Genomic DNA, 13,637 nt, shown 5'->3' with positions numbered 1-13,637 from the left:
GTTAAAGTTAAACGATGCGCATCAGCTGTTCTTGACGTTCGTCAATCTCTTCAGCTGTTTTCATCAGTTTTACTTGTAATTCAAATTGGCGTTGGTGACTGATCATATCGACCATTTCATGTACTGGGTTTACATTCGATTTTTCTAATGTGCCACCTAATACTTGTACATTGGCTGATGTTTCAACTATTTGGCCTGGTTTAGCTCTAAATAAGCCATCGTTACCCTTCTCAAGCGTGGCGTTGTTTGCATCAACCACTTTTAGGCGATCAACTTCTTCTAAAAAGTTAGCCGGTGCACCTTGAGGGCGAACTTGAATAGTGCCATCTTTGCTAAATTCAATTTTTTCAATCGGTACAGGTAATATGACAGGCCCACCTTCGCCAATAACTTGACGACCGTCGCTGGTAGTCAACATACCTTCAGCAGTGATATTTAACGAGCCCACTTTTGTATAGGCTTCATTACCAGAGGCATCCTGAACACTCAGCCAGGCGTTATCGCTCATAGCGATATCAAGGCTGCGACCTGTTTCCACAATACCGCCCGATGTCATGTTAGATCCTGGGCGCTCTTGCATAGCAAAAACACGAGTCGGCAAACCTTCACCGAAAGCCTGCATTGATCGCGCTTGCGCAAAATCAGATTTAAACCCAGTGGTATTCGCATTTGCCAAATTATTGGCTTTAAGAGCAAGCCCTTGCATGCTTTGTTTAGCGCCAGATGCCGCTATGTAGACCATTTTATCCATAACATCGACTCATTAAGAAATCTATATATGGGTAAATGCAATATAAGTGCCAGATTAAATTAAAGCATAAATAAGATTATAAGAGAGGAATAAAAAAGGCTGCATTAAGCAGCCTTTATAAATCAAAATATGATTATCGGATCTGTAAGATATTTTGTTGAAGCGTTGAATTCACTTCAAGCGCACGAGAGTTTGCTTGGAAGTTACGCTGCGCACTAATCAAATCAACCAGCTCTGTGGTTAAGTTTGTATTTGATTGCTCGAGCGCTGAAGAATTGACTTTGCCTAAAGTTCCTGTTCCCGGTTCTCCTGCTATAGGCTCACCTGAGGTTAAACTTTTTTTCCATGAAGTATCACCCACCTGTTGTAAACCTTGTGAGTTTGCAAATCTAACCATGGCTACTTGACCCAAATATGAAGTGTCGCCATTACTGTACGATGCAACGACTTTTCCATCAGTACCAATGTCAATACCCGCTAAGCGACCCACTGTCGCACCATCTTGCTCAAGTGCTTTTACTTCAAATCGATTTGCATATTGAGTAGGTATTTTACCTGCAGTACCTGCCTCGTCGCGCCACTGAATTGCAATGTCATTAAACTGTGCACCGTTGGTTAATAATCCTGAAAAGTTAGCAGTATTTAAATTTACATCATCAAAGGTACTTCCTGTAATAGGTGCGCCATTGGTTGTTTCTGGCGTACCGCTTGCGTTAAATCCAAACGTACTAAGTGGGCTTGGAGTTGCCGTTGCGGCACCGGTAGCATCAAACGGTTTTTGATCCAATGTACCATGCACTTGCCATTCGTTTGGTGCAGTTTTAACAAAATAAAACTGCATTACATGCGGCTCACCTAGTGAGTCGTAAACTGTGGTTGAAGTCGAAGAGTTATAAGTAGTGCCATCTGTTGCATCAAATGGCACAGCTATAACATCGTCACGCGAATCAACATTGAACGACGTATATACGTTTGAAGTAGAGCGCGGAGAGCCTGATGAATCAGGTATTTGCAATGCAGAAGATGTACTTAAACTAACCGAAGTGGTACTGCCTGTAACCTCATTCACCGGAAAACTCTGTAAGAAGTTTCCTTTAGCATCAACTACAAAGTTGTCTTTATTAAGCTTAAACGCACCTGCGCGAGTATAACTAAAATCTAAAGAGCCTAAGTCATTACTTGTTGCAAAGTAACCCTCACCTGTGATCGCTAAATCCAGTGAGTTATTAGTAAACTGCAGCGACCCTTGATGAAACTGCTGAGCAACCATGGTGGTTTGCACACCATCACCATTTTTCGTTTTACCTGCGCTAAATACCGAAGATGCGTATACATCAGCAAATTCAGCGCGAGACTCTTTAAAGCCCGTGGTATTTACGTTGGCAATGTTATTGGCGGTAACATCTAAATCTTTTTGTGCGGCAGCAAGGCCTGTTAATGCAATATTGAAGCTCATAATTAACCTCTAACCTAAAAGTATTTAGCCCGATGGCTAAAAAATACATAAAATCTATTACGCGATTTCTGCGACATCAGTCAGCCTAACCGCACCTTCTTTTGTGTTAATAATAATGCCGCTTGAGCCATTAATATTAACACTTTCAATATTTTTGAATGTAGCTAATGGAAGGCTTGAAAATTCCCCATTTGTGCTACCTTCTGCTTTGATGTTGTATTCACCAGGTGGTAGCCGTTCACCCGCTTCATTTTTACCATCCCATGCAAAGCGAATGGCTCCTGCGGGCTGAGTGCCTAAATCTATAGTTTTAACCAACTGCCCGGATGCATCTTCAATGCGGATCATTAAACTATCGACTGGCTTTTCAGCTACAACAGAACCTCTTGATTCACCCGACTCATTAAGCTCAAGTGTATTCGATTCCAACAGCGCTTGTTTGCCAACCAGTGTTGATGCTTGCAATGCCGAATTTGATGTCATCGACGCGGCTAAAGACTCAAAATTAGAGTTTAAATTTGATATTCCTTCAGCCATGGTAAAGTTTGTCATTTGTGCAATCATCTGATCGTTATCAGCTGGTTTGCTGGGATCTTGATATGACAACTGCTGTGTTAACAACGAAAAGAAATCTTCTTGGGTTAACGCATCACTATCCTCTTTTTGTGGCACTTGCTTATCTTGCCAACGTAAAGAGTCCATGTAGGATGAAGAAGTACTAATATCGTTACTCATGAGCTACCCTCAGTTACCGCTGACCTAACAGCAGTGTTTTACTTAACATTTGCTTAGCTGCATCAGCAACTTGAACATTTGTCTGATAAGAGCGAGACGCAGAAATCATATTTGCCATCTCCTCAACAACATTCACGTTGGGTTTATAAATGTAACCATTTTCATCCGCACTCGGGTGGTTTGGGTTATATTCAATTTGTAGTGGTTTATCACTCTCAACCACTCCTAACACTTTCACACCAACGGCAGAGCCCTGTGGGTTGCTTGCTGACGCTGACGCTTTTGTTAGCTCCGCAGCAAATACAGGTTGTCGCGCTCGGTACGTTTCATTTTGTGAAGAGCTAATTGTATTGGCATTAGAGATATTACTTGCGGTGGTATTTAATCGCACGTTTTGCGCGCTCATACCCGAACCTGCAATATCAAACACATTATATAAACTCATAATTAGGCTCCTTGACTACCGAGGGCTTTTTTCAGGCCTTTAAATTTACCATTAAGAAACTGGACACTGGCCTGATACTCCATAGCATTCTGTGTATACAAGTTCCGTTCCACTTGTATATCAACAGAGTTACCATCACCTGTATCTGTTTGATTTGGCGTACGAAATAGTTCATTTCCACCTACACTACGGGTACCACCGGCAATGTGTTTTTCGTTGGTTCTTACCATCGTATTGCCGCTTAGTTGGTTAGACTTTGCCGTTTTTAATGCTGAGGCAAAGTCGATATCTTTTGCTTTATAGCCGGGCGTATCAGCATTTGCGATATTAGTAGCGAGCATTTCTGCTCTTTGCGAACGGATTAACATCGCATGCGGATGCACGCCTAATGCTTTATCAAAACTGATAGCCATAACTATCTCCAAAAAATTGACTTAGTACCAATAAAGCAATAAGTAAGCCAGCAATGAAAATAGTGACGATAAAAACAAAAAACGACGCTATAGCGCCGTTTTTAGGAGGGGGGGGGGTGTAAACGGTAGTTATTTTTTTTGGTAAATAATCCCGGGGTTACAACGCACCATATCAAATTCGGTACTCAAACCAGACATAGATTCCGACGCACCTAAAAATAAATACCCCTTAGGGTTAAGTGCTTGAGAAAATTGTGCAATTATTTTGGCTTTCACCTCAGGTGAAAAATAAATTAAAACATTACGGCAAAATATAATATCGAACTTACCCATCAAAGCGTACGAGTCGAGTAAATTTAAATGCCTAAAGCTCACTTGCTTTTTCAATGAGTCAACCACTTGTGCCATACCATTGCCGCTATCTTTAAAAAACTTCTTACGACGCTCAGCAGATAGCCCGCGAGCCAGTGCCAATGCATCATATTCGGCGTGTTTACACATATCCAGCATGGTATTTGAGATGTCAGTACCCACTATTTGTGCACCCATTTTTAAAACACCAGGACTACTTGATTGAAACTCAGCAACCGACATAGCAATTGAATAAGGTTCTTGCCCTGAAGAGCTCGCAGCAGACCATATTTTTAATGGCCTATTTAACGCTTTAAATTCAGGGAATAATCTGGTTTTGAGCAACTCAAATGGGTATTGATCTCTAAACCACAATGTTTCGTTGGTTGTCATGGCATCAACAACAGCAGCGCGCAATTGACGCTCATGCACGCCAAGTGTTTTGCTAACCAGTTCAGATAACGATTCAACATTAAATCGAGACATTAATGGTGCCAAGCGACTTTTAACCAAATACTGCTTATTTTCACCTAAAACAATACCGCACTGTTGTTCTAAAAATAAGCGAAATTGATCGTATTCTGTTTGCTGCAAATCTTTATTAGTCAAATCAATAACACCTATGTTTATTAATCACAATGAACCCACTTATTAACGGCTGTAGCAAGCTCGTCTGGATTAAATTTTGCAATAAAATCGTCAGCCCCTACTTTTTCAATCATTGCTTGGTTGAACACACCACTTAACGATGTGTGTAAAATCACATGCAATGGTGCAAGTTTGGGATCTGCTTTAATTTCTGCAGTGAGCGTATAACCATCCATTTCTGGCATTTCTACATCTGAAATAAGTAACCCTACTCGCTCTGTAATATCGTTAACACAATCAAGCTCTGCAATTTCTTTTAGTCTTATTAAAGCTTCTTTACCATTTTTAGCAAGTTCAGTAGTTACACCTAAAGGTTCTAACGCTCGTTTAACCTGATTTCGTGCCACGGCCGAATCATCGGCAATAAATACAATTCTTTCGCCTAAGTCTTTTTGTATATTACCTTGCGAGGCAACATCATCACTCACGGTAGTATTGACAGGACAAATTTCGTTTAGGATCTTTTCTACGTCGAGTATTTCAACCAGCTCATTTTCAATTTCAGTCACGGCAGTTAAATAAGAATAGCGGCCCGCTCCTGATGGCGGTGGCATTATTTTTTCCCAGTTCATATTAACAATCCGCTCAACACCACCAACTAAAAAGCCCTGCACTGTACGGTTATATTCTGCAATAATAATAAAGCCATCTTCTATGCTTTTAATAGGACGACCACCTACTGCCATTGATAAGTCAATTACCGAGATTGTTTGGCCACGGATATGTGCTACACCACGAATGTAAGCGTTAGATTTTGGCATGCTGGTTAATGGCGGGCATTGAAGAACTTCTCTTACCTTAAACACATTAATGCCAAAGCGCTGACGTCCGTTAAGCTTAAATAACAATAACTCTAAGCGGTTTTGCCCAACCAACTGAGTACGTTGGTTTACTGAGTCTAAAATACCGGCCATTTAAATCTCCTAAGAAAACAAATATAAGGAACGATAATTGCTTTCAATTAATAAAGCGTCATAACACAACGGGGGCGTCTAAATTCTGACGCAAAATATTTATACCCTGTTTGCAACCATAAGCATAGTCGAAACATTATGAGTTTGTTAAAAAAAACCAGAAGATACAGTGTTTTTTATTTTCTTGCTAGCCTCTGCTTCACTTTGCCACTGAAGGCTCAAGTATTTAGTAAAGAATCACTACAGGAAATGGCTGTATCTTATGTTGCTCAAAAAGCAGTAACTACAAATGACAACAAAATACAGTTTAGCGCGTTACCGCTAGATACCCGCATACCCGATCGCCAGTGTAACTCTGAGCTAGAGCTAGTAACGCCAAGTGAGCCCCCATTTAATCGTCAGGTCACCATTCAAATAAAATGTAACGATAGTGACAACTGGGCACAATACGTTCATGTGAGAATCACTGAATCAGCACCTGTTGTAGTTGCTACTACCAATTTAGCACGAGGTGAAGTGATTACTCCATCCCATTTAAGTATTGATATGCGCCCTGCGCACTTTATACGTGTTCAGTATCTTGATGATCCTGCGCAACTTATTGGTAGCCGCAGTAAACGTAATATTCGTGAAGGTATGCCTGTACTACTCAATCAAATTTGTATGGTTTGCAAAGGCGACTCTGTCAATATTTTTGCCAATATTAAAGGGTTAAGAGTAAAAACCACGGGTGTTGCATTAGAGGATGGAACCTTAGGTGAACAAGTACGAGTTGAAAACAAAAAAACAGGTAAAGTTTTAAATGCGCGAGTAGATGGTGTAGAGTCTGTGCAGGTAAATATTTAATGTAAATTTATGCTAAAGTATCTTTAGTAAATGCCGATATAAAGGCATCAGTTGGGTAATAAACGGGTTTTTATCATGGTCGGTCAAGTAAACAAATCAAATCAACAGCCTGGTGTTTTAACAAACACTCAACAGCAAAAAGTTGATTTAAAAAGAGATAATGCAAATACACAAGCTGCGCAAACGCCTTCACCTAAAGCTGCAAGCGATTCGGTGAGCTTAACACCGCAGGCCAAGCAATTAAAATCTTTACAAGAAAAAGCAGAGCAGTCTTCTGGTTTTGACAGCAACAAAGTTGCTGAGCTTAAAAAAGCGATTACCGAAGGCAAGTATCAAATAGACAGTGAGAAACTTGCCAAAAATTTAGCAGACTTCGAGTTTAATGTTTATGGCTGATCACAATAGTTTAATTACGATTAAACTAAACGAACAAATAAATTGTTTAACAACCTTGAGTGAGCTTCTTACTCAAGAACTTGATGCTATTGCCTCACGAAGAGGCGAAGGTTTAAAAGAAATTGCCCAACAAAAAATGTCTTTTTTAACCAGCATAAGCACCCTAGATAAAGAACTCAGTAAACTGATTGCCAGTAATGATCAGCAAACAGATGAAAACGCTGACTTAATAAAGCTAACCAGAACTAAGCTTGAGCAATGTCAAAAACAAAATGAAGTTAATGCTCATGCAGCGCACCAGGCACAGTTAAGTGTAAAGCAGCTAAAAGGTATTTTAATTGGTGCACCTTCATCAATGACCTACGACCAAGCTGGTAGCGTTGTAAATACCGATAACAGTATTGTGCGTAACCTAAAAGCCTAAAAAAATACCCATAAAAAAACGCCTAAACGATAATTCGTTTAGGCGTTTTTTTATGGGTAATAATTTGTCGCTTAGTAATAAGTGACTTTTTTCACTTCCCGTGGCTTTATCTCACCTATGTACAAGTCGTGCACGCGTTTCATATTAAGCTCAAGCTCGGTTATATACATATCATTAACGGCATAGGTTTTTATAATTTGTGCGCCTTTAATAATACCTTGTACTTTGCTTTGTAAATAATCATCTTGGGCAACCGAGCCTGCAACCGTTGTACCTGCGGTAATTTTTTGCCCGTATACTTGTTCGGTTAGTTCACGATAAGCCTCGAGCTTTGAGGCCTTAATCGCCATAAGCTGTTTTTGAGTGTCATTACTTCCCGACTGCAAACTAATGGGCGCGTACCCTATTGCTTTTAATACAGGGTAATTATTTGGCTCAACATATTTATATTCAACGTGCTTATCAAATATATTGCTACAACCGCTTAACGTTAAGCAGCCTAATGTGATCATTAATGGCATTACTCGCATCATACAGGGCCTTTAAAAACTAATTAAACTCAGTTATGCACGTTTAATGCCAGTGATATCTATATTCTGTAACAACAAATAATAGTGGTACATTACTTGCTGAGACTCATTAACGCTAACGTTTAATTGGAGTAAGAGTATGAAGTCGTTTTTAAAAGCAGTATTGGCAGGATTAAGCACCACTGCTGTATTAACGTTTTCACCTTTTACCCACGCTCAGTGGTATGAGTCTACAGGCCATGCGGTTATTCAAAATAGCGACATTCCCGGTGCAAAGGCCGCTGCAATAAAAGATGCGATTACCCAAGCCCTTGTATTCTCTGGTGCGCGGGTGAGCTCGGTGCAAACACTTGTTGATGGTGTTTTAACCCAAGATCAGCTAAAAATAAGTAGCCAAGGCGAAATTCAAAAAATAGAGCTCGTTAGCGAAAACCGCAGCAATGATGAATTTGCGATTACCTTACGCCTAGATATTTTTGCACAAACCGAGCAATGCCCGCAAAGCAACTTCAATAAATTTATAGCTGTGACGCAAAGTCAATTAACAAATCGCGAACAAGCGAGAATGGGTCAAATATTTGACATTAATAAAGCAGTAAGCAAAAACATCTACACGTCACTGCAAAAATCAAAAATGAGTGCTATACCGGTTGCCTATTTCAATAAAGCGATAAAAGTCGATACCTATTTTAATCAACAACATGACTACTCTAACAGCCAGTTAGAGGAAATTTCATCGCGCAGTAACGCACAATATGTGCTACTGAGCCAAATTACCAGTTTATCCACCAGCGATAAACTCAATAGCGACTATGCATTTTGGCAAGATGAAAGCTATCAGCGCCACTACCAAATAGAGTTTAGTTTATTTAATGGCACTACTTATGAGCCCTTGTGGCAACAAAGCTATCAAAGCCAAGCTATCTGGCCATTTGAAAAAACAGCTATTATTGATGTAAACAGTAATCGTTTTTGGCAGTCACCTTTTGGTCAAAGTATTAGTGAGATAAACCAAACCCTAAGTTACGATTTGCAAGCAGCCATGGCGTGCCTACCCACCCAAGGCAAAATTTTGCACATGGAAAATAATAAACTCGTCATTAACTTAGGAAAGGCACATGGCTTAGAAAAAGGCCAACAACTGAGTATTGCTCATCATAATTATTTAACAGACGCGCAAGGCAACACCATGCCGCATACTATAACCACTTTGAACCGTATTCGTGTAGAGCAGCTATATCAGCACAGCGCCATTGCCGTTAGTATTAATGATCAGCCTTTACCGGGCGTACAAATTAACGATATTGTGGAAGTTGCAACGCCCTAAAGTGCTTGGGTTAGCTTAACTTTTAAATTATCGTGAGCGCTTAACCAATCTGCTAACTGCTCAACCCCAGATAAATGCGGGTAGTGCTTTCGACAGGCCAATACAATATTACGTTGCTGATTAGGAAAAATAGGCAAATAATGAATTCCCTCTCGAGGGATTGCAGCAAGTTTTGGCACAAACGTAACCCCATCGTCCATCGCCACCAGCGCTAATAAGGTTTCTAAGCTATTACCTTGATACTGGCTAGAAACATCCACTCCTGCCGAAAAACAAAACTGCTGGGCTTGATCTTTAAAGCAATGGCCATCACTTAACATTAATAGGTTACTACCTTGAAGATCTTGCAGTGCTACCTTTTTATTTACAGCTAAAGCGTTATCAGCAGATACCGCAACTAAAAAGTCTTCTTTATATATATTAATAGTATGGTAATTTTTTAGCTCAGGTACATCCGCTAAAATTGCAAAATCCACCTCGCCACTGTCTAGCGCAGCTAAAATGGTAGAAGTTTGCATTTCAATAAACGAAAACTGACTTTGAGTAAATGCCGCTTTCATTGATGTAAGCAGTGTAGGTAGTAAATACGGGGCAATAGTAGGAATAATACCAATACTCAGCTTGCCCTGTAACGGTTGGTTAGAAGTAGCAGCCAGTTCTTTTAATATTTGAGTTTGTTCTAATATAAGAGTGATTTGTGTCAACAAACGTTCACCTTGGGTTGTTAAGGTAACGTGCTTAGTTGAACGGTCAAATAAGATAACCCCTAATTCTTGTTCTAGCTTTTTAATTTGCCCACTCAAGGTGGGCTGGCTTACAAAGCAAGCGTCGGCTGCTTTGCGAAAATGTTTAAAATGCGCAACGGCTTTTACATATTCTAAATCTTTTAAGTTCATATTCACATCCAACCTGATAGCTTATACCTATCAGTTTAATACAAACAAACGATTGGAACTATATTTAATTGTTCGCCATAATGGCTATCAACAAATCAAGAGGAACTAAAAACATGTTAAACAATATTGAAGGTCAAACAATCCCTAACGTTACATTTGCAACGCGTCAAAACGACGAATGGAAATCAGTAACTACTGATGACATTTTTAAAGGCAAAACAGTCGTTGTGTTTTCACTACCTGGTGCATTTACACCAACGTGTTCATCAACTCACCTACCACGCTACAACGAGTTAGCTGGTGTACTTAAACAAAATGGCGTTGACGACATTGTTTGTGTATCAGTAAACGATACCTTTGTAATGAACGCATGGGCTGAACATCAAGAAGCGCAAAACATTACCTTACTACCAGATGGTAACGGCGAATTTACTGACGGCATGGGTATGCTAGTTGATAAAAACGATTTAGGTTTTGGTAAGCGCAGCTGGAGATACTCTATGCTGGTTAAAGATGGCGTAGTAGAGAAGATGTTCATCGAACCAGATTTACCAGGCGACCCGTTTGAAGTATCAGACGCCGACACTATGCTTGATTACATCAACCCAACTCAAGTAAAACCAGAGGCGGTTACTCTATTTACTAAGCCTGGCTGCCCTTTCTGTAAAAAAGCAAAAGAGCTACTTACAGCTAAAGGCTTTGCTTTTGAAGAAATCGTAATGGGTGCTGGCGCATCACTTACCAGCCTTAAAGCGGTATCGGGCCGTGAAACCGTACCACAAGTATTTATTGGCGGTAAGCACATTGGCGGCTCAGACGATTTAGAAAAATACTTTGCTTAATTAAGTAAATAAAACAGGGGCTGCAACGCCCCTGTTTATTAAAGGAAAAACACTATGAAAGAATTGCAAACCGACGTTGTTGTTATAGGTGCAGGTACTGCTGGTTTAAGTGCCTACCGTAATGCAAAACAATTTACTCAAAACGTACTTATGATTGAATCAGGCCCATACGGTACAACCTGCGCACGTGTTGGTTGCATGCCAAGTAAGTTATTGATTGCTGCAGCAGAAGCCGCGCACTCAATAGAAATGGCACCTGCCTTTGGAGTTCACAGCTCAAAACCGGTTATTGACGGTAAAGCCGTTATGGCACGAGTTAAAAGTGAGCGCGATCGCTTTGCAGGATTCGTAGTAGAAGCCGTAGATGAAATACCTAGCGCAGATAAAATTCGTGGCTATGCACAGTTTTTAGACGCCAACCGCGTGCAAATAGATGAGCACACCATTATCACTGCTAAACGCTTTGTAATAGCAACAGGTTCACGCCCATCTTACCCTGGCGTATTTAATAACTTTGGCGACCGACTGATTATTAATGACGATGTATTCGACTGGGATGATTTACCAGAATCAGTAGCCGTATTTGGCCCAGGCGTTATAGGCCTTGAAATTGGCCAAGCGTTGCATAGATTAGGGGTAAAGGTAAAACTCTTTGGTGTAGGTGGTGCCATAGGCCCATTAACCGACCCAGTAGTTAAAGATTACGCTAATACCGTATTCGCAGAAGAATTTTATGTTGATACCGACTCAAACGTTTCAGATATGAAACAAGTAGGTAATAAAGCAGAGCTAACCTATACCGACAAACAAGGTGTTAAACACACCGAGCAGTTTGACTATGTTCTGGCTGCAACCGGGCGAGTACCTAACACCGATAAACTAGGGTTAGAAAACACCGGCATAGAGCTTGATGAACGTGGCGTACCACTCGCTGATGCCCACACTATGCAATGTGGCAACTCCCACATATTTATTGCTGGCGATGCTAGTAACATGATCCCTTTGCTTCACGAAGCATCCGATCAAGGAACAATCGCAGGGCAAAACGCAGGCCGCTACCCTCATGTACGTGCGGGTTTACGTAGAGCTAAAATTGCCGCCGTATTTAGTGACCCACAGATAGCTATGGTTGGTGAAAGCTTTAAAGAAATTAGCGAACGATTAGGAAGCTGTGACTGCTTTGAAATAGGCGAAGTCAGCTTTGAAAACCAAGGCCGTAGCCGCGTTATGCTAAAAAACAAAGGCCACATGCGTGTGTATGCCGAGCACGGCACCGGCTTATTTTTAGGTGCTGAATTTATTGGCCCTCAAGCAGAGCACATTGCTCATTTATTAGCATGGGCTGTACAAAACAAAATGACTGTACCACAAATGCTTGATATGCCTTTTTATCACCCTGTTATTGAAGAAGGCCTACGCACTGCACTACGTGATTTAAACGCTAAATTAAAATTTGGCCCAGACATTATTAACCATTGTATGGAATGTGGCCCAGGCGCATAACACATCACTAATACACACTTGCTACTCAAAGCCAAAACCATTGTTTTGGCTTTTTTTATGTTAAAAACTGGTATATAAAATGGAGTTTAAACTGCTACACTCAGATTAATAAACAAACAAAAATGGACCGAAAATGAGCAATAATAAATATAGACTTGTCACTCGAAGCGATTTTGACGGCCTAGTGTGTGCCGTATTACTTAAAGATTTAGATTTAATCGACGATATTTTATTTGTGCATCCAAAAGATATGCAAGACGGTAAAATAGCCATTACCAGCAACGACATTACCACTAACCTCCCCTATGTTGCCGGTTGTCATATTGCATTTGATCATCACTTAAGTGAAACCGTTCGTAACGAAAGCGATATAAAAAACCATATTATTGACCCAGATGCGCCCTCTGCAGCACGCGTTGTTTATGACTATTATGGTGGCGCAGAGAAGTTTCCTAATATTTCAACTGATATGATGGAAGCGGTTGATAAAGGGGACTCTGCACAATTTTCAAAAGACGAAATTTTAAACCCAACAGATTGGGTGCTGATGAACTTTATTATGGATGCGCGCACAGGGCTTGGCCGTTTTCGTGAATTCAAAATTTCTAATTACCAGTTAATGATGAAGTTAATTGACGCCTGTAAAGATCACAGCATAGAACAAATACTAGCAATGGAAGATGTTGCCGAGCGTGTTGCTTTATATCACGAGCACAACGCACAAGCTAAAGAGCAAATAGACCGCTGCTCATCAGTACACGACAACTTAGTGGTCCTTAATTTAACCGAAGAAGAAACCATTTACGCCACTAATCGCTTTGTTATTTATGCCATGTTCCCCGAGTGTAATATCTCAATTCATAAAATGTGGGGGCTTAAAAAGCAAAACGTGGTGTACGCCATTGGTAAATCAATCACCAATCGCAGCTCAAATACTAATGTTGGCGAGTTATGCCTTAAATACGGTGGCGGCGGCCATTTAAATGCCGGTACTTGCCAAGTAGAAACTGACAAAGCTGAGCAGGTATTGAGCGAGCTGATTGCTACAATTACTAGTGATGGTTAAGAACTAGCTATCAGCTATCAGCTATCAGCTATCAGCTATCAGCTATCAGCTATCAGCTATCAGCTATCAGCTATCAGCTATCAGCTATCAGCTA

General features: G+C 40.5%; 16 protein-coding genes. 7 read left to right on the top strand and 9 right to left on the bottom strand.

From position 1 onward, the window contains the following. Positions 1-7 precede the first annotated feature (7 nt). The 7 genes from AN392_RS15380 to AN392_RS15350 all read right to left on the bottom strand — a co-directional run bounded on the left by AN392_RS15380 (position 8) and on the right by AN392_RS15350 (position 5,713). On the bottom strand, positions 8-751 hold the full coding sequence (locus tag AN392_RS15380) for a flagellar basal body rod protein FlgF (RefSeq protein ID WP_010387878.1): 744 nt from the start codon (positions 749-751) through the stop codon (positions 8-10). Positions 752-884: 133 nt separating this feature from the next. After that, on the bottom strand, positions 885-2,207 hold the full coding sequence (gene flgE, locus AN392_RS15375; RefSeq protein ID WP_010387877.1) for a flagellar hook protein FlgE: 1,323 nt from the start codon (positions 2,205-2,207) through the stop codon (positions 885-887). Positions 2,208-2,264: 57 nt separating this feature from the next. Further along, positions 2,265-2,942 (bottom strand): flagellar hook assembly protein FlgD, encoded by a 678-nt coding sequence (locus AN392_RS15370; RefSeq protein ID WP_021033157.1) that lies wholly within the window; start codon positions 2,940-2,942, stop codon positions 2,265-2,267. A gap of 13 nt (positions 2,943-2,955) precedes the next feature. Further along, a complete protein-coding gene (gene flgC, locus AN392_RS15365) occupies positions 2,956-3,387 on the bottom strand; it encodes a flagellar basal body rod protein FlgC (RefSeq protein ID WP_008113068.1) in 432 nt (143 codons plus the stop codon). Between the two features lie 2 nt (positions 3,388-3,389). Then, a complete protein-coding gene (gene flgB, locus AN392_RS15360; RefSeq protein ID WP_010387869.1) occupies positions 3,390-3,800 on the bottom strand; it encodes a flagellar basal body rod protein FlgB in 411 nt (136 codons plus the stop codon). 129 nt (positions 3,801-3,929) lie between these two features. Then, positions 3,930-4,760 carry a protein-glutamate O-methyltransferase CheR gene (locus AN392_RS15355; RefSeq protein WP_054201737.1) on the bottom strand — a complete coding sequence of 277 codons (831 nt, stop codon included), beginning with the start codon at positions 4,758-4,760 and terminating at the stop codon, positions 3,930-3,932. Positions 4,761-4,780: 20 nt separating this feature from the next. Next, a complete protein-coding gene (locus tag AN392_RS15350; RefSeq protein ID WP_010387865.1) occupies positions 4,781-5,713 on the bottom strand; it encodes a chemotaxis protein in 933 nt (310 codons plus the stop codon). Positions 5,714-5,851: 138 nt separating this feature from the next. On the opposite strand from AN392_RS15350, the gene flgA reads away from it, so the two are divergent. The 3 genes from flgA to flgN all read left to right on the top strand — a co-directional run bounded on the left by flgA (position 5,852) and on the right by flgN (position 7,379). After that, on the top strand, positions 5,852-6,559 hold the full coding sequence (flgA, locus tag AN392_RS15345) for a flagellar basal body P-ring formation chaperone FlgA (RefSeq protein ID WP_075169689.1): 708 nt from the start codon (positions 5,852-5,854) through the stop codon (positions 6,557-6,559). Positions 6,560-6,634: 75 nt separating this feature from the next. Continuing rightward, positions 6,635-6,955, top strand: coding sequence for a flagellar biosynthesis anti-sigma factor FlgM (flgM, locus tag AN392_RS15340; protein ID WP_010387860.1), 321 nt, complete (start codon positions 6,635-6,637; stop codon positions 6,953-6,955). Next, complete coding sequence (gene flgN / locus AN392_RS15335; protein WP_041709680.1) at positions 6,948-7,379, top strand: flagellar export chaperone FlgN; 432 nt, start codon at positions 6,948-6,950, stop codon at positions 7,377-7,379. Before flgM ends, flgN begins: the two co-directional genes overlap by 8 nt. A gap of 71 nt (positions 7,380-7,450) precedes the next feature. Here flgN and AN392_RS15330 read toward each other — a convergent pair whose 3' ends face one another. Further along, entirely contained in the window at positions 7,451-7,909 is a 459-nt protein-coding gene (locus AN392_RS15330; RefSeq protein WP_010387855.1) for an LPP20 family lipoprotein, read from the bottom strand. A gap of 139 nt (positions 7,910-8,048) precedes the next feature. Between AN392_RS15330 and AN392_RS15325 the strand changes: the two genes are divergently transcribed. Beyond that, positions 8,049-9,236, top strand: coding sequence for a flagellar assembly protein T N-terminal domain-containing protein (locus AN392_RS15325; RefSeq protein WP_055013197.1), 1,188 nt, complete (start codon positions 8,049-8,051; stop codon positions 9,234-9,236). On the opposite strand, the gene AN392_RS15320 is transcribed toward AN392_RS15325, so the two are convergent. Further along, a complete protein-coding gene (locus AN392_RS15320; RefSeq protein WP_055013196.1) occupies positions 9,233-10,132 on the bottom strand; it encodes a LysR substrate-binding domain-containing protein in 900 nt (299 codons plus the stop codon). The genes AN392_RS15325 and AN392_RS15320 overlap by 4 nt on opposite strands. Positions 10,133-10,245: 113 nt before the next feature. Here AN392_RS15320 and AN392_RS15315 point away from each other — a divergent pair, with 113 nt between their 5' ends. The 3 genes from AN392_RS15315 (at position 10,246) to AN392_RS15305 (ending at position 13,543) form a co-directional block, all read left to right on the top strand. Then, positions 10,246-10,974, top strand: coding sequence for a glutathione peroxidase (locus AN392_RS15315; RefSeq protein ID WP_008466566.1), 729 nt, complete (start codon positions 10,246-10,248; stop codon positions 10,972-10,974). Positions 10,975-11,028: 54 nt separating this feature from the next. Further along, positions 11,029-12,477 (top strand): dihydrolipoyl dehydrogenase, encoded by a 1,449-nt coding sequence (locus AN392_RS15310; protein ID WP_055013195.1) that lies wholly within the window; start codon positions 11,029-11,031, stop codon positions 12,475-12,477. Positions 12,478-12,610: 133 nt separating this feature from the next. Further along, on the top strand, positions 12,611-13,543 hold the full coding sequence (locus AN392_RS15305; protein ID WP_054201740.1) for an exopolyphosphatase: 933 nt from the start codon (positions 12,611-12,613) through the stop codon (positions 13,541-13,543). Positions 13,544-13,637: the final 94 nt, after the last annotated feature.

This window comes from Pseudoalteromonas sp. P1-16-1b, assembly GCF_001401785.1.
Classification (GTDB): domain Bacteria; phylum Pseudomonadota; class Gammaproteobacteria; order Enterobacterales; family Alteromonadaceae; genus Pseudoalteromonas; species Pseudoalteromonas undina.
This window is presented reverse-complemented; position numbering and strand designations above follow the sequence as displayed.

What these genes read in the sequence shown, in the direction of transcription:
- flgC (WP_008113068.1), bottom strand. Translation starts at nt 3,387, where the DNA reads ATGAGTTTATATAATGTGTTTGATATTGCAGGTTCGGGTATGAGCGCG.
- AN392_RS15370 (WP_021033157.1), bottom strand. Translation starts at nt 2,942, where the DNA reads ATGAGTAACGATATTAGTACTTCTTCATCCTACATGGACTCTTTACGT.
- flgM (WP_010387860.1), top strand. Translation starts at nt 6,635, where the DNA reads ATGGTCGGTCAAGTAAACAAATCAAATCAACAGCCTGGTGTTTTAACA.
- flgB (WP_010387869.1), bottom strand. Translation starts at nt 3,800, where the DNA reads ATGGCTATCAGTTTTGATAAAGCATTAGGCGTGCATCCGCATGCGATG.
- AN392_RS15310 (WP_055013195.1), top strand. Translation starts at nt 11,029, where the DNA reads ATGAAAGAATTGCAAACCGACGTTGTTGTTATAGGTGCAGGTACTGCT.
- AN392_RS15350 (WP_010387865.1), bottom strand. Translation starts at nt 5,713, where the DNA reads ATGGCCGGTATTTTAGACTCAGTAAACCAACGTACTCAGTTGGTTGGG.
- AN392_RS15320 (WP_055013196.1), bottom strand. Translation starts at nt 10,132, where the DNA reads ATGAACTTAAAAGATTTAGAATATGTAAAAGCCGTTGCGCATTTTAAA.
- AN392_RS15330 (WP_010387855.1), bottom strand. Translation starts at nt 7,909, where the DNA reads ATGCGAGTAATGCCATTAATGATCACATTAGGCTGCTTAACGTTAAGC.
- AN392_RS15380 (WP_010387878.1), bottom strand. Translation starts at nt 751, where the DNA reads ATGGATAAAATGGTCTACATAGCGGCATCTGGCGCTAAACAAAGCATG.
- flgA (WP_075169689.1), top strand. Translation starts at nt 5,852, where the DNA reads ATGAGTTTGTTAAAAAAAACCAGAAGATACAGTGTTTTTTATTTTCTT.
- flgE (WP_010387877.1), bottom strand. Translation starts at nt 2,207, where the DNA reads ATGAGCTTCAATATTGCATTAACAGGCCTTGCTGCCGCACAAAAAGAT.
- AN392_RS15325 (WP_055013197.1), top strand. Translation starts at nt 8,049, where the DNA reads ATGAAGTCGTTTTTAAAAGCAGTATTGGCAGGATTAAGCACCACTGCT.
- flgN (WP_041709680.1), top strand. Translation starts at nt 6,948, where the DNA reads ATGGCTGATCACAATAGTTTAATTACGATTAAACTAAACGAACAAATA.
- AN392_RS15305 (WP_054201740.1), top strand. Translation starts at nt 12,611, where the DNA reads ATGAGCAATAATAAATATAGACTTGTCACTCGAAGCGATTTTGACGGC.
- AN392_RS15315 (WP_008466566.1), top strand. Translation starts at nt 10,246, where the DNA reads ATGTTAAACAATATTGAAGGTCAAACAATCCCTAACGTTACATTTGCA.